At 48.3% G+C, this 18,506-nt stretch carries 14 protein-coding genes and 1 other RNA gene; 5 read left to right on the forward strand and 10 right to left on the reverse strand.

The annotated features are described in order from the left end of the window. Positions 1-8 precede the first annotated feature (8 nt). Positions 9-375: a transfer-messenger RNA gene (gene ssrA, locus FCN78_RS10400) on the forward strand. A gap of 36 nt (positions 376-411) precedes the next feature. After that, positions 412-2,088, forward strand: coding sequence for a site-specific integrase (locus tag FCN78_RS10405; RefSeq protein WP_131825149.1), 1,677 nt, complete (start codon positions 412-414; stop codon positions 2,086-2,088). A gap of 1,288 nt (positions 2,089-3,376) precedes the next feature. On the opposite strand, the gene FCN78_RS10410 is transcribed toward FCN78_RS10405, so the two are convergent. The 6 genes from FCN78_RS10410 to FCN78_RS10435 form a co-directional block, all read right to left on the reverse strand. Beyond that, positions 3,377-4,642: a hypothetical protein gene (locus tag FCN78_RS10410; protein ID WP_077659718.1), complete on the reverse strand. Its 1,266-nt coding sequence runs from the start codon at positions 4,640-4,642 to the stop codon at positions 3,377-3,379. A 52-nt stretch (positions 4,643-4,694) separates the two neighbouring features. After that, the gene (locus tag FCN78_RS10415; RefSeq protein ID WP_077577403.1) at positions 4,695-5,252 is read right to left on the reverse strand and encodes a recombinase family protein; all 558 of its coding nucleotides are present in this window, start codon (positions 5,250-5,252) and stop codon (positions 4,695-4,697) included. 400 nt (positions 5,253-5,652) lie between these two features. Further along, positions 5,653-6,735, reverse strand: a complete 1,083-nt coding sequence (locus FCN78_RS10420) for a type I restriction endonuclease (protein WP_077659717.1) — start codon at positions 6,733-6,735, stop codon at positions 5,653-5,655. A gap of 587 nt (positions 6,736-7,322) precedes the next feature. Continuing rightward, positions 7,323-8,567, reverse strand: coding sequence for a dicarboxylate/amino acid:cation symporter (locus tag FCN78_RS10425; RefSeq protein ID WP_077659716.1), 1,245 nt, complete (start codon positions 8,565-8,567; stop codon positions 7,323-7,325). 253 nt (positions 8,568-8,820) lie between these two features. After that, positions 8,821-9,225, reverse strand: a complete 405-nt coding sequence (locus FCN78_RS10430; RefSeq protein WP_077458789.1) for a hypothetical protein — start codon at positions 9,223-9,225, stop codon at positions 8,821-8,823. A 13-nt stretch (positions 9,226-9,238) separates the two neighbouring features. Further along, positions 9,239-11,146, reverse strand: coding sequence for a S8 family serine peptidase (locus FCN78_RS10435; protein WP_201258666.1), 1,908 nt, complete (start codon positions 11,144-11,146; stop codon positions 9,239-9,241). Between the two features lie 440 nt (positions 11,147-11,586). On the opposite strand from FCN78_RS10435, the gene FCN78_RS10440 reads away from it, so the two are divergent. Next, positions 11,587-12,558 carry a sensor domain-containing diguanylate cyclase gene (locus FCN78_RS10440; RefSeq protein ID WP_077659715.1) on the forward strand — a complete coding sequence of 324 codons (972 nt, stop codon included), beginning with the start codon at positions 11,587-11,589 and terminating at the stop codon, positions 12,556-12,558. Here the strand turns inward: FCN78_RS10440 and FCN78_RS10445 are convergent. Continuing rightward, positions 12,534-13,496, reverse strand: a complete 963-nt coding sequence (locus FCN78_RS10445) for a cyclodeaminase (protein ID WP_077659714.1) — start codon at positions 13,494-13,496, stop codon at positions 12,534-12,536. The genes FCN78_RS10440 and FCN78_RS10445 overlap by 25 nt on opposite strands. 37 nt (positions 13,497-13,533) lie before the next feature. After that, positions 13,534-14,514, reverse strand: coding sequence for a hydroxyectoine utilization dehydratase EutB (gene eutB / locus FCN78_RS10450; protein WP_077659713.1), 981 nt, complete (start codon positions 14,512-14,514; stop codon positions 13,534-13,536). 166 nt (positions 14,515-14,680) lie between these two features. On the opposite strand from eutB, the gene FCN78_RS10455 reads away from it, so the two are divergent. Both FCN78_RS10455 and yjjX read left to right on the forward strand, forming a co-directional pair. After that, positions 14,681-15,520 carry a sterol desaturase family protein gene (locus FCN78_RS10455; RefSeq protein ID WP_077659712.1) on the forward strand — a complete coding sequence of 280 codons (840 nt, stop codon included), beginning with the start codon at positions 14,681-14,683 and terminating at the stop codon, positions 15,518-15,520. Positions 15,521-15,524: 4 nt separating this feature from the next. Then, complete coding sequence (yjjX, locus tag FCN78_RS10460; RefSeq protein WP_077458793.1) at positions 15,525-16,040, forward strand: inosine/xanthosine triphosphatase; 516 nt, start codon at positions 15,525-15,527, stop codon at positions 16,038-16,040. A 57-nt stretch (positions 16,041-16,097) separates the two neighbouring features. On the opposite strand, the gene trpR is transcribed toward yjjX, so the two are convergent. After that, positions 16,098-16,418 (reverse strand): trp operon repressor, encoded by a 321-nt coding sequence (gene trpR, locus FCN78_RS10465; protein ID WP_077659726.1) that lies wholly within the window; start codon positions 16,416-16,418, stop codon positions 16,098-16,100. Between the two features lie 41 nt (positions 16,419-16,459). Continuing rightward, positions 16,460-18,475 (reverse strand): murein transglycosylase, encoded by a 2,016-nt coding sequence (sltY, locus tag FCN78_RS10470; RefSeq protein WP_077659711.1) that lies wholly within the window; start codon positions 18,473-18,475, stop codon positions 16,460-16,462. Between the last annotated feature and the right edge of the window lie 31 nt (positions 18,476-18,506).

Genomic DNA, 18,506 nt, shown 5'->3' on the forward strand with positions numbered 1-18,506 from the left:
CACACTCTGGGGCTGATTCAGGATTCGACAGGATTGAGAAGGCCCGTGGAGCATGCCGAGGGGCGGTTGGCCTCGTAAAAAGCCGCAAACAAATAGTCGCAAACGACGAAAACTACGCACTAGCAGCTTAATAACCTGTTGAGTGCCTATCCTCCCTAGCCTCCGCCTGTAGGACGGGGATTCAGGATAGTCAAAACCAAACAGGATCGCGTGGATGCTTTGACCCAAGAGCTGAAGCGTTAAAACTAATTTGGGTATGTCTTTGTGTGGCGTGTTTGTCCGCAGCACACTGACGAGATAAAAGACAAACTAAGCATGTAGCGCCATTGGTTAGACTGATTCTGGACGCGGGTTCAACTCCCGCCAGCTCCACCACTTTCCTTTAAGTTGTTGTTTTTATTAAAAGTTCTTTTGTTTCAAGCAGTTAAAAAGCATATGTGTGATACGCAGCTGAGCTACACGGGCGACGATTTGCACATATACAAACGTAAAAACAGCAGCGTTTACTATTTCCAAAAGCGAGTTCCTAGCCACCTAGTCGAGCACTATGGCAAGCGCCTTATTCGCTTCTCTTTGAAGACCTCGAACAAGACACAAGCCAAACAACTAGCCACCATCGAGGCTGGTCGTCTGATGAAAGAGTTCGCGGAGCTCAGTGGCTATTCTGTACCAGAGAAGAGAGTTGAGCTGGTCGACCTTCAAAACATTGCCATTGAAGCCGCCAATACGTGGGTAAAAGACAAGCAGGACAACATGCTAACTGGCTCTGTCGATGTTGAGGGTATACGGAACGGGTTAGAAGCAAGCTTAGACGCCATTCAAGAACATGCAGCAGGAATGCTACACGACAGCCTAAAACTAGCTGATGCACCTCGCGTACAACGTGTTTTTGAGGGAGCCATCCCTGACCGAACCACCAGCCAGTACAACGCGCTCACAGAGCCACAGAAAGCGCGTGTATTCATCGAGTTCGCCCAGCACCTACAAGCCCAGACACAGACTCTCCTAGACTCGATTAGCGGCTTCTCGAGCGACATTAAGACCATCACCAAACCAATTCCTAAGATAGAAAAAGCTCCAACACTTGAATACGTCGCTAGTGAGTTCCTAGAGAACAAGCAAACAGAAATGGCAGCAACTGGTAAGCCAATGAGTGATAAGCTCAAGCAGCGCTATCAAGTATCTACTGAGTTCCTTCTTGGTCTTATGGGGGCAGACTATCCTGTCAAAGAGGTCTCGACAGCAGACATAAGAAAGCTGAGGGATGTACTGATAGACACGCCAAGTAATTCAGCGAAGTTAAAGGAGACCAAGAATCTCACGACTCCTGAGCTTATTGCTGTGGTGAGTAGTGGGCAATTGAAGCACCTTCCCCCTCTTTCTATCACGAGCATCAATCAGCGCTTAGAAGCGATTTCTGCAATGTTTAAGTTCGCTATGCAAGAACGATATATCACATTCAACCCTGCAGAGAGCGTGAGGCTCAAGAAAAGAGTCGCAGACAAGGACGCACGGAGACCATACTCACCAGAGATGCTCGACAGGTTACTTCAGTTGACCAAAGGCACAGAGCACTACTGGATTGTACGAATAGCACTTTGTTGTGGTCTGCGTATGAATGAAATCGTCCAGTTGAGACCTTCAGACATCAGGCAACACGAGGGCATTTGGTATATCTCTGTAAACGAAGAGGACGGCAAGGCGTTAAAGACTAGCTCTTCGGCCAGATCTGTGCCTCTGCCTGACGCACTGTTAAACCTTGGTTTCATCGAGTTCGTACAGTCACTGAATACAGAGACGCTATTCGATATTCCTCTTCCAAAACAGGGCGGGTATCGCTCAGACATATACAGTAAGCGCTATGCCTATTTCTGTCGTAAGCATGAACTAAAAGCAGACCGTGTAACTTTCCATAGCTTGAGACACAACTTCAAAGACCTAGCGTTGAATGCTGGAGTGCCTGAAGTTGCTTATAAGCAGCTTGGTGGATGGTCAGAAAGCTCTGTCAGTGGTAATTACGGCTCAGGCCTGACGATAGCTAGTCTCAGGAAGCATATAGAGACGATTCATTTCCCACTCAATGATTGAGAAACGGTAAAAGTCGACAGACCTCCCCTTCCCCCATGGCAGGTGACATTCCCTTTGGAACTATACCGCCTCCTGTGAGGGCTTATGAGTGCTCTGTGACAGCTGTTATGTGATAATTAGGTGGCTAGTTTCTGTTGTCGAAACAATAATAGAGAGGCTTTGGGGCAGCTTCAGTGTTAACTATGCTAGAAGACCAATCATAGGCATTGAAGCAGTGGGAGTGGGTCACTTGCTCCTGAGTGGAGTTATATAGACCCGTATGGTGCAGTAGTTATTTCTAATGATAAGGGTTATTGCGGCAGTGTGTCGTGAGAGCGTTACCCTCTGTGCAGCGTGAGTGGTCTTGTAGCGTTCACACAGACGACTGTAATATGAAGAGACCGCTCGTTTAATCAGTTTAATTCTTGTCATCCCTCATTCATGTTATCTGTTGCCCGTGAGTTTGGAGAGGAGCAACTTCAATCCTGCCTATGGCTATGTAGTTCACTCATTCAAATCAGACCAACGATCCAACGAGGCCAGCTAAAGCTCTCTTGGCTTCGCTCGCGTATTTTCTTAAGGCAACAGCCCATAGGCCATACTAGACCATACAGCTCAGACACACTCTATTCGACTGCTGCTCACAATGATAATTCCTTCTATCAAGTGAAATAACAGTCAACGCAGAGTCGCTCTACTTAGCTACTTATCCATGTAAGCAAAGGTGCGATAGTGTTGTGCTGGTGGTCTATTTAGTATCTGCTACGACTAAAGCAGCAGTGGTGGTGCCACATGGGACTCTTAATGTATATCTAAGAGTTTTTCTTTGGGCTCTTCAATTAGACGTTGTAAATGGCTTGATTAGACAGAAGCCTCTGATGGGAAAGAGCCAGAGAAGAGTGGCAGCGAGGCTGACTCTTAGTGTATATCTAAAAGTTTTCCTTGGGCTCTTCAATTAGACGTTGTAAATGCCCTAGTGAGAGCGTGAAGGCTCTATGACAAAATACTATCGCTGAGACTATCAATGACTGACATCTCTTAATGTATATCTAAGAGTTTTTCCTGGGGGCTTCAATTAGACGTTGTAAATGTCCTAGTCACGCTTACAAAGCTACTCCAATTATACCGATAACTTCCAATGCAAGGCCTAACCAAAAGGACACCTTCTTAATTGTACCCTCCTCAAAAACCCCTGCATCTCTAGAAGTTCGTGAGGAAAGATTCATGCAAGCTCAATCTCCAAGCTCAAGGCTTCTGCATTCTAAATCTTTCTAACATAAAAACCTTAAAATAAGAAAACACCGAAAACTCAATTAATAGATTCGACCTCTAACCACTCCTTCATCTTTTCTGATGTTCCCTTATCAATCACAACATCTTTCCCTTCAAGACTAAAATTACTTGCAATATCAACCTGCTCATTAACAAAGCTACGGACCGATAAAAACTCAGTACCTAAACGCAAAAGATAGCTCTCATTTACACGGAATGCTCCTTTGAATATATCATTTTCATCATGCATAATCTGAAGAGAGAGCTCTCCATCTTCGTCCTTTAAGAAACGGGGAAAAAGTCCAGCATCTCTTATCATACTTTCTACCACTCTCATTTCTATAAAGACCACAACTTCCACTTCTCCCATTGAGAAAAGAAGCGAGTTATAAGGAGTAAAAGAAAGTAAAAAAGGATAAGATGGTAGGTGGCGCTCATCACAGACCAAATGAATTACTATAGAGCTATTACTGTGCTCTTCCATGACTTCCTTAAACTTTTCTTCCTGCCCCGAAGCAAAAGCGATATATGTTAAACCAGGCTCTGGGGACAATGTTTTAATGCCCTTCTCACGAAAAGCACCTTCAATGCATCGGTTGATCGATTCTCTATGACTTACCTCTTTATGACACACCTCTATCCGCTTGGTTAATTCAAAACCGTGGTAGTTTTTTGCAAACCCAGAACAGAGAAAGCTGACAACTTCCTCAAGATGTTGGAACTGTCGATCCGTTCGAGAGTTACGATTAGTCGAACTCTTTATTTCTATAGGGATGGGTTCATCTCCTCCCAGAACACAAATATCCCCAACCCTCAAAGTATTAGTTAAATCACTCAAAACCACAGGAACCCCTAGCTCTACTCCCTTTGCCATCGAAATGTATTCTTTTTCAAATCCAGCTTTTCCTGATAAAAAACCTGGTTCTTGCTTAGGGTGGCCTTCATGACCAAGATAAAGATGCTTTAATGAGCTTTTAGTTTGATAAATAAAAGCAATACCATCTCCCACACACCTCCAAACAAACAAAATTCTCTTATAAATAGACAACCTCTCCTTACCTTTTCTTATCATTTCCTTTAGCTCCCTCACCTTCCACTTCTCTTCTGGTGGGCGCTTTCTTCTTCTATACCTCTCTAGCCGACGAACACCCTCGCTCAAAAGTTTTATACTCCTTTCCGTCTTCTTCAACTCGCTTATTACTTTATTCTGCAAGGGCAGAAGCAGATATACTTTCTCCCTTTGTTCTCTCAGCAAGTGTAAAGATTCTACCGCCTCCAAAAAACCTTTAACATCAAAAAACATACCCTCTCCTTACAGCTGTTATTTTATAATGCTTAGCATATGATTATAGAATTCAACAAATACTTTTTTGTAGTCTTTTAACCGACGACACAGAGCACCCCAAAGCCTCGGCTGTGGCATTAATAGAGTACCCCTTTGAGCGAAGCTCATGCACCTGCTCTTTGCTTATAGTGTGAGGGCGACCCATATGCTTACCTTCTGCCTTTGCACGCTCTCTGCCTGCGTTTGAGCGCTCTAACATCTTCCTTCTTTCCATCTCTGCCACCTTGGACAGAATGGTCACCAGAAGCTCTCCTGCGTCTGTGCTGAGGTCTACCCCTAACCTTGTCACAATGACGTTCACACCGCCTCTCAGAAGCTCTCTCACGGTGTTTTGCACATCAATGCTGTCTCTCCCCAATCTATCAAGATCGACCGTCACAAGTGTGTCTCCTTCGCGCACATAGTCGAGTAGCTTCTTAAACTCTGGCCTCTTCTCAGCGCTAACTGTCCCGCTCACTCCACAATCAGCGAACTCCTTATCTATACGGTATGTCTTATTGAGCTCTCTTCGTTGATTCTCGATTGTTTGGTCGTCAGTTGAAACACGGTAATACGCGATAACAGCCATTTCTTACTCTTCATCTTGGTCTATAAGATGGGCTCATAATTTCATATAGGTCTAAAACTGTCAAACAGGACTTATAGACCACCCCGCCGTAGCTGTTTGAGGTAGGTTCAAAAGGCAACATTAAGAGACCTACTAAGGAGAATAATAAACAACCAAAGGTTCTCATTGGGGGGCGTTAGCACTCATAAAAGTATTTTCCACACCACCAATCCAGATAGTTAAATTTCTTATAGGGTGCGCGGGGGGAAATTTAAAACACTATGTATTATTAAATGCGAGAGAAAATTTTTTACGTAAAAACAAAGCAGAAAAGACGAAGAAAGACCCGTGGCTAGTTAACTTAACGCCATCAGATACCACTAGGTAGCTAATTACGGCTACCTAGGGCTAACAAAGAGCTTTACTCGTACAGGTCTACCGATGCCTTTAACTCCCCTGCCAGTTGGAAAAGGTCATCAACACTGTCGATGGGAGTTTTAGTCTCTTTCTTGTTTGAGTCAAAGATTCCTACATACTTCTGTCGGCCATTAAAGTGCAACCTACACAATGGCTTACGATTATTATCATCAAGTAGAATCCCAAAGTAGCTTTGTGTGTCTCGATGAGCGACTCGCGATACATCGACTCTTTCTCTCAGAATAGCTTTGACAACATTATAACCGTCGAGCTCTTCCTCTGTGGTGACTATCTTAGGGTTGCTACCATCAGCTTCGGCAGAGCTTTCATCCTGCTCTGGTTGTTCGTTGGCTCCTCTCGCCTCACGCTCTTCACTGCCTATGGCATACTTCAAACGAGCGTTTATGCTGTCGTTGAGGAATTGCTTCAAAGCTTTTTTCGTTATTTCAGTAAACTGTGCTTTGACCTTGGCTGTTTGCATCCCATCGTAGACCCTAGCAGTCAAAAGCTTTACAAAGTCTTCCTCTGGATCTTGGAACTGCTCTGCTAACACCTTTTTTATTTGATTGAGATACTTCAATTCACCAGCCGCATCGACCACGGAATCGACATCGAAAGAAGTCTTCGTCAGTTTTTTCAGCTCTGGGACTACATGCTCGTCGACCTCGGACATATCTAGAATCAAGAACGGTTTGTCATCCATTTTATTTGGCGCATCGAGGTCAGTGAAAAACTGATACTCACAACCGTTAGTCAATACAGCTATACGAGCATTGGTCACTGAAAAATATCGGTATAGTTGGCTAGAGTGTTTTGGTGAGAGCGCTTCATTCACTTTCTTACACTCGATTAAGATCTGAACATCCCCGTCTTTCATCAGAGCATAATCAACCTTCTCTCCCTTCTTCGTGCCTGTATCAGCAGTGAACTCAGGGATAACCTCGCTGGGGTCGAAGATATCGTATCCAAGCACATTGTGAAGAAATGGCATCACCAAAGCAGTCTTTGTCGCCTCTTCTGTTTCTATCGAGTCAGATAGCTGTCCCACCTTTTTGGACAAAGCTTGCAGTCGCTCTATAAAGTCCATTTCACTCTCCTTATATCTGCTTAAGTGTGCTTGCAGATGCAACAGCTTTAATACATTTGCTTTTTTATTAGACCATCAACATAGCAAGCATGCTGTGATTGAAAGCCCATCTGTACTCATTACAAGACAACCAATCAGCTTAACTATTTACTCACCTACATAGCTGAGCTACAATTTAGGGAAATTCGGTATCACACGCTCGAAAGATACAAGAAATAAAACCTTTAAATCAAAAGGTTATGTGCAGCGTGCTGGGCTGGGAAATAGCCTCCCGCCAGCTCCACCAATTTTATATTCAAAGACGTCCACGGACGTCTTTTTTATTGCCTTAAATAATGCAAAATCAATAACTTAGATTTCATTAAGGTCCATAGAGGTCCACCAACCGCTTTGATTTTTAGGTACACCGAGGTGTACACTGATAAAAATGGAGGCTGAGAGGTGTACCCATTATGTTATGGCTAAAATCATAGCTAAGCTTACGGATAAGAAGATAAAAGCAGCAACGCCAGAAGATAAAGAGTGCCTACTGGTTATAGGTTAAGGCTGCAGACGTGAATGTCACACCTCACTGATCAATCCGCGGATTAACACATAAGCTTTTGCCACTTATCTATTACCGTGGCACCAATCAAATCGCCTTGCACATTGACCGCGGTACGGAAAGTGTCGAGCGGGCGCTCAATGATCAGCAAAATGGCAATGGCTTCCAGGGGGATCCCCGCAGCCAGCAACACCAACTGCATACCCGACATCGAGCCTGACGGCATGCCCGGCGCGCCTACCGACGAAACCATCGCCATAATGAAGATCATCACAATGCCAGTCGTCGACAGATCAATCCCGAACAGTTGTGCCAAGAACACCGCCGCAACCCCTTCAAATAATGCGGTGCCATCCATATTCATCACCGCGCCCAACGGCAAGACCATGCTCGCGGTCGACGGAGTGACCTTGAGTTCTTCTTTGGCAGCCTGCATCGAGACGGGCAGTGTCGCAGCACTGGAAGAAGTGGCAAAGGCCATCGCCAGTGGCGCGGAAATGGCACGAAATAGGCTCACAAAGCCAATACCACCAGCGACGCGTGCAATAAGTGGCAACACGATCACCGCATGGACCATCGTGAGTCCAAACACCAAGGCGGCGAAGCTAAATAGCTGGCCAAATAGATCGTTATCGCCTTGATGGGAGAACTGGAAAACAATCGCAAACACCGCAAACGGCGCCAGCTTGATAATCCCTGCCACCATGGTGTTAATGCCTTTATTCAGCCCACGAATGGTCTCGAATAATGGGTGCGACTCTGGCAGTGCGACAATCAGCGAAATGCCGAACAAAATGGTGAACACCACAATCGCCAAAAGGTTACCCTGAGTCACCGCGGCAAATGGATTCACCAACGCCATATTGATAAGTTTGGTGGCAATGGCTCCGGCTCCCGCAGCCTCTTGGTTGATAAAGCTAATGCTCTCATCCACTGGCGGTGCATTGGTGAGCGGTTGCCACTCGGGCATCATCAGCGCTGCGCCAAGACCAATAGTGATCGCGATGGTGGTGGTAAAACCGTAAAACAAAAGTGTTGCACCACCAAGGCGCTTAAGGCGAACCACATTGCCAATATTACTGATCCCTTCCAGTAGCGAGAGCAGTACCATCACACCGACCACGGCTTTGAGTAGACCGATATAACTGACCTTGGCGAGCATAAGCAGTGGATACCAAGTGGTCTGCTCTGCGTTTTCAATGGGGCCGAATACCGTGCCCACCAGCCAAGCTAGTGCGGCAGCCACTGCAATTTGCAATGGCAAAGAATGTCTAATGGTTTTCCACATTGTCTTTTCCCTAATCACAGCGTCACAGCTGCATAATGATGATTTGTCTATTTTTTTGGCGCTAAGAAGCGATAAAGCATACCAAGCTGTTAGACGGGGCTCATGTAAAAGTTATGAACAATCTGGAATAACTAGTAACAAAATAGTTGGTGGGGAAATTGGGCCACAGTTTTCTCTACAAGAATGGGGGGAGAGAATGACAAAAAAAGCCCGCCTAAAAAGGCGGGCTCTTATTAATAAGCGCTCATTTTACTTATTGTGGACGCTGATTTTGTGGATTCAGCTCAAGATTGACAGGCGTATCCAACTCTTGATTTAACGCCTTTTCTAGCTCAGCAACATTGGTACCGGGTGTCGCTTCCAGCAACGCCACGCCATCGAGATAGCTGACTAGGTCGAGACCATATTTTTGAGCTAGCTGGCTGGCGTTCGCCTCACTGGCTTTGACCAAAATCGAGCCTGTGACCGTTAATGGCGCGCTTTGTGCCGAGACGGCGACTTTATCGCCAACCATCACGCCCATTTGCTCGCCACTCATATTACGCGCATTACTGTCGGTTTCGACGACGACATAGTCTTTGCCATTTAGCTGCACCGTGCCTGCGCTGACACCAAGGCTGATACCCATGACTGCCAGGGCTATCATTAATTTTTTCATACTTCGTCTCCTATTAACCGCGGTGACCAATGACACGCAGTGACCATTGCGTCAATTTACCATCGACGCTGTTATTCGCCATCGACTTCACCTCACCCCCTAAGCTGTATTGACGCGTCTTGCCGTCCGTATCTGTGACGTAGAGTGTCCATTGACCTTGCGATGCTTCACCATTGAACTTATGGCTAAGCATCAGGTGGTCAGTAAAGCCTTCTGGGTAGGTGCTATCTAGGGTGTTCGATAGCATGCTATTGCGTGGAGACATCAGCACGCTACGGGTACCGGAAGGGGACTCGAGTTCAATCAGCAGATCTGACATACGGCTATGCTCGATCGAAGTCCGCACTTGTACCGCCTCGATGGTGAGGTTATCAGCTACTTGCACACTGTCTGCTGTCGCAACCGACCCGGCATCCGCAATCGTTAACCCAGTTTCACCCTCTTGGTTGTGATAAGACCACGTCCAATCCGTGAATACTTGTGCAGGGAGAGACTGATAGGTCTTCGCGGCTTCGAGTGCTGCATTAACATCAATCAAACCAAAGCCATAGGTTGGGCTATACCAGCGCCCCGCGGCATTTTGCTTCCAACCTTCTAGGCCAGTCACCGTGCGCTCATCACCAAATGCCGTTTGATAGGTTAAAAGCACATCGGCATCGTCTGCATCCACGCGTGTCGCCGTCGTCGCTAATAGGTGGCGAATATCGCGCTGAGACAGATTTGGATAAGCTGACATCATCAACGCAAATGCCCCTGAAGTATTTGGCGCGGCCGAAGACGTCCCGTTCATCACGCTGTTGAAATCACAGGTGTTGTCTATCTCTGTCCCACCGTGTAGATCGTGTGAATCATAAGGAATACGATCGTCGCGGTTGTAACCCATCGTACAGCCTGTCAAATCTGTGGTGATATGTGCCGGTTTATTGGTGCCATACTCGCCACCTGGCGCGGTCAAGAAGACGCTGCTACCCACGGAGGAATAAGATGAGCGCTCACCATCCGCATTCAACGCACTCACCGTCACATTCCAGTAATTGGCATTACTGGATGATTGGTTACTGTTTTGCCACGGTAGACCATGGTTCTCATCTACAGGACCGAAGCGCTGACGGTTAAACGAGGTACGCTTATAGCCATTACCCGCTGATTTGATAAAGACTGCGCCAAGCCCGCCAAAGGCACCCGTGCTCATTTTTTTGTATTGGGCGTTCTGGCGACCAGCATAGCTCATCGGGTCATCGCTATAGGGATAACTGCGGATGCCTGAGCCACCATAGCTTTGGTTGAATATGCGGACATCATCCGAGTAGCCTTCGCGGCCATGGCTGATCTCCCACGCATTTTGGCTTTGGTATTCGAGATAGTTATAGCCTTGCAAGTTGGCAAGCGGTGCTACCCCCATCCCACCAATACCATTATCACGAACCGCCGCGATGATCCCCGCGACCGAGGTACCATGGGCGGTATTACGACTGCTCCAGCCCTCCGGTGTCGGGTCATCATCACGTTCCACAAAGTCATAGGACTTTCCAGCACGGACGTTAGCGGCCAGATCGGGATGGGCAATTTCTAACCCATCGTCGACGACGGCAACGTTAACGTTTTGTCCCAGCACATCTTGGCGATGGGCTAACCATACGTTGAGATCATTGCCTGGTTGGCCACCCTCTCGGGCAAAGGCATTTTGACCACGGTTGAGCAAATGCCACTGTTCGGCCGTAAAGGGATCATCACCGGGCAAGCAACGCTCATCGCTGGTACGACTGCCATCCATGCCGCTCGCTCCAACCAGTGATACACACGCTTGTGGCTCTGGATCGGTGGGAGGGTCGACAGGATCTGGCACTTGGGCCATCGCCCACACCCCGGAGCTGTGAAAAAGTGCGCCGATAATCAGCGCAAGAGAGCTGTGTTTGTGCATTTATCATTCCTTTTTACACTAACTAGACGTGTCTCAATTCTGAGAGACCCATCATTAGTAAAAAGAAAAAACCTAATGATAAACACGAAATTAAAAGAGATGTGATTTTGTGCCTAGTTTTTAAACAAAAAATATCTAAATAGCTGACCACACCCCGCAAAATTAACATTATATTCACATTAGAAAACAGATATTGCGACGAAATAGGCAATATAGAAAACGTAATAAGGTATATTTTTTGTTTTAAGTTGGTTGTCACAGCATTATCTTAGAAATGATGTACCCAATTTTCCTCTTTTCATACGAGATAATCGGCGACTCGCCCTGACCTCCAGTCTTTTTTCACTCACGATCCCAGTATTAGTTAGCCCACCGACGAGCACGGAGAGGTTACGTCGAACGAACTAAATCATCTATGCTAACTAAAGGTAATTAAACCAATGCAGCGGAAAGATGTTGCGATGAATGGTAAGGCGGATCCGTTGAGTAAGACATCACTTGACCAGTTTAAACAGTACTTTTTTGATGCGCTTGATGTGGTGCCACTGCCCTTATTGATATCTGAGGGGATTGTGAGCGATGAGATCAGCAATAATAATCGTGCCCATATTTTCTTCAATCAAGCCTTCCAACAAGAGCTTGGCTATACCCTCGATAACATGCCAGACATTTACCAATGGTTTGAAAAAGCCTATCCCGATCCCGACTATCGGCAAGAAATCATTAGCCAATGGCACCAGGTCGTGCACGAGGCACAAGCACACGGTGAAAAGACGGTTGAACTTCCCGCATTAGTCACTTATGCCGACGGTCAACAGCGTTGGTATGCGGTCACAGCGCAGGTCGATGTCGCGCCAAACCCAGATTGGCATATCGTTGTTTTTCGAGATATCCATCAACTCAAGACCTCTCTCGAGGAGACCACGCACGCCTCACTGACCGATAGCCTGACCCAGCTGGCAAACCGGCGCGGGCTAACGGACTGGTTTGCTCAATCGGCCCATCGCACCGCACTCGGCACTATCGTGTTAGATATCGATCGATTTAAGCAGGTCAACGACAGCTTGGGACATATCGCGGGAGACCGATTGTTGACCCAGATAGCGAGCCAACTTAAGCAGTTTTCACCCCCGAACGCCTGCTGTGCCCGTTGGGGAGGCGAAGAGTTTGTCATCATCATACCGGACTGTACGTACCAACACGCCTTCCAACTGGCCAAGACCCTTTGTCACCATGTTTATCAGGAAGGTTTTTTGTGGCATGCCACTCGCCATCAGGTTAGTTTAAGTGCAGGCATCGGCTTTACAGAAGCAGGCCATCACTCACTCGATGATCTCGTGGCGCGTGCTGACCAAGCGATGTATATCGCCAAACAACGTGGCCGCAATCAGGTATGCGGTGATCCTCCATAAGTTGCCAATAACTTAGCCACTGTTGCATTGGCGATCGCGGTATCTTGCACGCCTGTTCCCGTTAAATCACACACGGTGATCGCCTCATCACTTCGCGCTGTGGGACGCCCCGACGCCACCGTTTTGCCTAACTCTTCCACACATCGTGACAATGCCAGCCCTTTTAGCTCACCCAACACCTCGGACTGAGCACGTCTATCCACCAGCACCCAGTCGGCATTGTGCAAAATATGAGGATCAAGCTCGCGCTTCTCTGCACTATCCGAGCCCATCGCTGTGACATGGGCGCCCTTGGGAATGTCTTGCCAATGCAAAATCGGCTGCTTAGCCGGTGTCGTGGTGACAATAATATCGGCCTGTTGACAAGCCTGTGCCACATCTTGGTGAGGGATCACTCGCACTCCCAGTTCGGCCTCAACCTCTACTTTGTAATGCCTTGCTTGTGCATTGTCTCGTGCCCAAACATGCACCGTGTCTATTTCTCTAACCAGTTTGAGTGCAGACACTTGTAACCTTGCTTGCGTGCCCGCCCCCAACACAGTGACAATGTTGGCATCATCACGCGCGCAATACTTGGCACTTAACGCGCCGGCTAGAGCCGTACGTAAATCAGTCAGGTATCCTTCATCAAACAGCACGGCCTCCACCAAACCGGTTGATGCAGAGAAAACCACCATCAAACCATTAAGGCTCGGCAACCCTATCGACGGATTATCAAAAAAGCCAGGACTGACTTTAATCGCAAATCGCTCAGCGCCTTTGATGTGAGCGGTTTTCACATCGACTTCGCCGTTGTGCTCGTGAATGGCCATGCTTAACACAGGAGGCATGGTTACCTCGCCACGCCCCAAGGCACTGAACGCATTTTCAATCACACTGAGACTGTGCGGGTTAAACGTCGCAACAGATTCGATTTGCTGACGATGATATAGCTGCATACGGGCTCCTTTGACACTCACCAAATTCAACCACAAGCTAAGAGCGAGCCTGCTCACTTAATGCCATGACCGCTGTCAGGGTATCGGTTGATACATTATTTCCACTGACCACAATCACCACTTTCTTGTCCTGCCACTCTAACTGGTGCTGACATGCCGCGGCCAATCCCACCACGGCGGCACCTTCTACCCACCTATTTTCGCACTGCCACATGTCGATCATCGCACGGGCTATAAACGCTTCATCCACTTGATAATGTTGCGTCATCACTTTAGGCACCAAAGAAAAGGTGTATTGATTATTAAGGCCAATGCCTCCACCCAGGCTATCTGCCAACGATTCAGATTCAGGCACAGCCACTGGCTTACCGGCTATGATGCTTTCATACATCGCAGCCCCATCGCGAATTGAGACGCCAATTAGGTCGATATGTGGGGCGATGGTACGCGCCGCTAAGCCAAGTCCTCCCACCAAGCCGCCTCCCGATAAGCCGGCTGCAATCACATCAACATCTGGCGCATCTTCAAGGATCTCAAGCCCAATGGTCCCTTGTCCGGCAATAATATCGGGATGATCAAAGGGAGGGATATAACACAACCCATCACGCGAAACGGCCTCAAGCGCGGCTTGTTCAGCTTCATCCTGCGAACGCCCCACGACCCACACTTGCGCGCCCATTGCTTTAACAGCGTCCACTTTGTTGTCAGGTACTAACGAAGAGAGACATACGGTCGCCGGGATCCCAAGCTGCTTGGCCGCGTAAGCAAGCGCACGGCCATGGTTGCCTGTCGAGCAGGTGATCACACCACGCTCACGCAGCGCCTTGGGCAACCGACTCAATGCGTAGGTGGCACCGCGTAATTTAAACGCGCCCGTCGGCTGGCTCGTTTCGAGCTTCAACCAAATTTGTGCTTGGTAACGCTTAGAAAGCGTCGGTGAATAAACAAGCGGTGTGCGCGCCGCCACTGGCTTTATCGCTTGGCGGGCCAGGTATACATCATGCAAGCTCGTTGACACGCTCCCTCCCCCTTCACGTTACGTGGTCAGTCAGCACGGAGAAATACAGCACTGTTAGTAAACAGATTAGTTGCCTGACACCCAGGATCCAACCTTCTATTTTCACCATTTGCGCTAAACGTTGGCAGGGTTTATCGCGTAAACTCTCTATAAATGAGGAGTGGTTATGAATTGGATTGAAGCGCACGAAGCCGGGTTTAGGCTCAGCCTGTTTGCCTTGGTACTGTTGGTAATGCTCGTCGCCGAATGGCGGTGGCCGAAGCGCAAGCTCACTCGCACGCGGCGAGAGCGTTGGTCAGGGAATATCTTATTGACTGTATTTAATACCCTCACGTTGCGAGTACTGGCACCGATTTCTGCAGTGGGTGCGGCCAGTTTTGCCGCCGCCTCGGGTTTTGGTTTTTTTAATCAGCTTTCGCTTCCTGAATGGGTCGCGGTTCTGGCCACATTAGTTGTGATGGATATGGCGATTTGGTACCAACACAAACTCTTCCACCAGGTACCATGGCTGTGGCGGCTGCATCTAGTGCATCATGCCGATATGGACATTGATGTCACCACAGGCGCGCGTTTTCACACGGTGGAAATTTGGCTGTCGATGGCCATTAAGTGCGTGTTAGTCGCGCTACTTGGCGCACCTGTTGTCGCCGTGATCGTGTTTGAAACGCTACTCAGCGGGATGGCAATGTTTAATCACAGCAATGTTCGTCTCCCCAAGCACCTAGACGCTTGGCTGCGCCGCTTTATCGTCACACCAGATATGCACCGGGTGCATCACTCCACCCGTTTTCATGAATGCAACGCCAATTACGGGTTCAACCTTTCATGCTGGGATCGCTGGTTTAATACCTATGTACCACAGCCACGCAAAGGGCACCAAAAAATGCGAATTGGCTTAAGCGAAGTCGGCCAACCGACTGATGCCATTCATGTTTTTGGAATGCTGCGTTTACCCCTCCGTTGGCGTATACTGCAACGCGCCTACCAACACAAAAAGGAGAGCTAGGCGCATGAAACAGGTGATCGTCACGTCCAAAAACCCCGCTAAAATCGCTGCGGTTGAGGCCGCGTTTTATGACGCTTTTCCCGACACACTTTTCACCTTTACGGGCGTTTCCGTCGCCAGTGGCGTGGCAGAGCAACCAATGACAGAGCAAGAGACCTATGCCGGCGCGTGTAACCGCGTTCGCCACGCCAAAGCGGAATACGAAGGAGACTTTTACGTCGGGGTAGAAGCAGGCTTAGATGGTCAACATACCTTTGCATGGATGATGATAGATGATGGGACAACGCAAGGCGAGGCACGCTCAGCCTCACTGCCTCTCCCTCCAGAGGCGTTGGACGCTCTGCACCAAGGCGAAGAGCTTGGCGATGTGATGGACAGAATGTTTGCCACTGAAAATGTAAAACAAAAAGGGGGCGCCATTGGCATGCTCACCGGGCATCGATTAACGCGCTCAAGTGTATACCATCAAGCACTAATCATGGCGCTGATTCCGTTTATGCACCCGCACTTATACCGTTAACGCCAATAAAAACGGCACCTGATGGCGCCGTTGTTTGTCTATTTAAGGCTTTATTGATTAGGTCGATGAGGTGGACTGTTCAGCTTCACGTTTCAATAAATCAGCCAGCCAATTTTTGGTCTCGTCATCCATCCGCTTTAACTCATTCGAGCCGCGTGTGACGGTCGCGATCCCCACGCCCAATAATTGACTCAACTGGCGCTGACTCATTTTCCCTTCTAACAACTCATGCAAAATATTAATCCGAGCCACCAAGGTGTCTCGCTCGTCGGGGGTCAGTAAGGCCGTCAACAAGGCATCATCATTATCATCTTGTCCAGCACGGCGCACTAGCGCGATAACATCTTGCCAACCAGAAAATGCAGGCGATTGCGACATGGATTCCTCTCGCTCTTTACGTGATGGTCGCGATTGTAACATTAATAACGCTGTGCCAACTCGTGTGCTCTTAAAAACTGCACGGGCTCACCTAAAAGTTGGCGATAATAGATATCGAACATCAACACGTTCTGCACATAATGGCGCGTTTCATAAAACGGGATCGACTCGATGAAAGCAATGGCATCCATGTGCCCTTTCGAACGTGCCAGCCAGCGGCTTACTCGATGTGGTCCAGCATTGTATGCCGCAAAAGCGAGAACGCGGTTGCTATCGAAGCGATCGAGCATCATTTTCAAATAACCACTGCCCAAGCGGATATTCACGCCCGGATCGCTAAGACTGGCCGGCCCTTGATAATCAAACCCTAACCGACGCGAGGTTTCACGTGCCGTACGCGGCATCAATTGCATCAAGCCTCTCGCGCCTACGTGAGAGACCGCACGGGTAAAGAAAGCACTTTCTTGGCGTGACAGCGCCATCAATGTGGTTTTATCTACCCCACGTTCGCGACTGAAAAACTCAAACCACCACTGATGAGCCAGCGGAAAACGCAACGATAAGTGGTCCCACATTTTTCCGGCAATGGTGGCTTGTACTGCGAGATGATACCAGTGCTGTTTATTGGCATAAGCGGCCAGGAGCGCAATTTGCTCATCACTGGCGCGCTGTAACACATAATACCACTCGCGCTTCGCCGCGTAGATTTTATCAAGCGCAATCAGCTCATCGACTCGCGCCAGCACATCATTGACAGGCATCAGACCCGCCTCTTTCAACACCGCAGTACGCGAAGGGATATGGATCGGCTTTTCTAGGTGCAGAGCGGCAGCCACACTGTAAAAATTGCGCTCACCCAACAGGGTTTCAAATGCCTGATTCGCCGCGTGACTGTCGCCAAGCTCTAACTGAATCCGCGCTTGCCAATATCGCCATTTTAGTGATTGTTTCGCCTCATCACTGAGCAGTGAAAGCCATTGATTCAATACGTGCCAATCACCTTCCACCAACGCCAAGCGAAACCGTCGCTCGAGCAGACCATCATCGTCGCTTTGTCTCAGCATACGATCACGCCACCCCGCAAGCGCCGGCTCATCGTCATTCATCAGTTGGCCAATAAGATAATCAGCAATGGCTTGTCGTTCACCTTTGTCGTAATGCTGCCCTTCTACGGTGCGACGAAAATGGCGAATGGCTTGCGCTTCGTCTTTACGCGCCAGTCGCTCAAACGCAAGACGAGTCAGCTTTTGGTTAAAGGGTGTCACTTTGCTTCGCTTGGAAAAGTCAGCAACTTGTTCAGGCTTGTCATAAAGATCAATAACTTGCTTTCCCACCGCTTGGTGAGTGTTGGGGAGTTGATCTTGTAGGTAATGCATTAAGCTGCGATTGCGCCCTTCAAAGGTCAGCAACATCCGCCGCAAGATTAAATCACCAGTGAGTTGCTTTTGCTCGGAGAGGTAATCAAATAAGGGATCGCATGCACTGTCGACTGATTGGCCAGACAAGTAGAGTGATTTCGCGCCACTGCGCGCTAATGCACGATTGCCAGCCTGGCTGTGAGCGTAATAATACTGGCATTGATAACGCTCCCCTCTTGGTACATCGGGCTGGAAAGCGACCAAGGTTGCCCAATCTTTTCGATTCGCCAGTAGTGTCAGGTAGTCAGCACGCAGGCTATTGGCAAACGGCATGGTGGTGTAACGCTGAATAAAGTTGGTGACCGAGGTGGGCGACTTTTCTGAAAGGTTGCGAGTAAAATCACGGTAATCTAAATAGGGATAAAGGGGATAATCACGCAACTTGGCTTTGAGGCGGCGAAATTGGCGTAATTCACCACGCTCAATCGCATCAATAGCAGCCTCATATTGACGCTGCGCAGGCGTCATTTGCCCACTGTCTGGGCTCGCCGACGCCAGAGCAAGAGAAGGAGAAAAAGCGGCCCCTAGAACCCATAAAATAAGTCCGGGTCGCAGTGAACGGGAGAAGGCACGGACACCACGACGCACCGCGTGAGATGCATTGCGTAAAGGCCCGGACAAAGCGATGAATCGTTCCATGTCAAAGGTCGCTCCTAATCAATTAACACCG

Origin of the sequence: Salinivibrio kushneri (genome assembly GCF_005280275.1) — a bacterium.
GTDB lineage: Bacteria > Pseudomonadota > Gammaproteobacteria > Enterobacterales > Vibrionaceae > Salinivibrio > Salinivibrio kushneri.

What these genes read in the sequence shown, in the direction of transcription:
- FCN78_RS10410 (WP_077659718.1), bottom strand. Translation starts at nt 4,642, where the DNA reads ATGTTTTTTGATGTTAAAGGTTTTTTGGAGGCGGTAGAATCTTTACAC.
- FCN78_RS10415 (WP_077577403.1), bottom strand. Translation starts at nt 5,252, where the DNA reads ATGGCTGTTATCGCGTATTACCGTGTTTCAACTGACGACCAAACAATC.
- FCN78_RS10420 (WP_077659717.1), bottom strand. Translation starts at nt 6,735, where the DNA reads ATGGACTTTATAGAGCGACTGCAAGCTTTGTCCAAAAAGGTGGGACAG.
- FCN78_RS10425 (WP_077659716.1), bottom strand. Translation starts at nt 8,567, where the DNA reads ATGTGGAAAACCATTAGACATTCTTTGCCATTGCAAATTGCAGTGGCT.
- FCN78_RS10430 (WP_077458789.1), bottom strand. Translation starts at nt 9,225, where the DNA reads ATGAAAAAATTAATGATAGCCCTGGCAGTCATGGGTATCAGCCTTGGT.
- FCN78_RS10435 (WP_201258666.1), bottom strand. Translation starts at nt 11,146, where the DNA reads ATGCACAAACACAGCTCTCTTGCGCTGATTATCGGCGCACTTTTTCAC.
- FCN78_RS10440 (WP_077659715.1), top strand. Translation starts at nt 11,587, where the DNA reads ATGCAGCGGAAAGATGTTGCGATGAATGGTAAGGCGGATCCGTTGAGT.
- FCN78_RS10445 (WP_077659714.1), bottom strand. Translation starts at nt 13,496, where the DNA reads ATGCAGCTATATCATCGTCAGCAAATCGAATCTGTTGCGACGTTTAAC.
- FCN78_RS10455 (WP_077659712.1), top strand. Translation starts at nt 14,681, where the DNA reads ATGAATTGGATTGAAGCGCACGAAGCCGGGTTTAGGCTCAGCCTGTTT.
- yjjX (WP_077458793.1), top strand. Translation starts at nt 15,525, where the DNA reads ATGAAACAGGTGATCGTCACGTCCAAAAACCCCGCTAAAATCGCTGCG.
- trpR (WP_077659726.1), bottom strand. Translation starts at nt 16,418, where the DNA reads ATGTCGCAATCGCCTGCATTTTCTGGTTGGCAAGATGTTATCGCGCTA.
- sltY (WP_077659711.1), bottom strand. Translation starts at nt 18,475, where the DNA reads ATGGAACGATTCATCGCTTTGTCCGGGCCTTTACGCAATGCATCTCAC.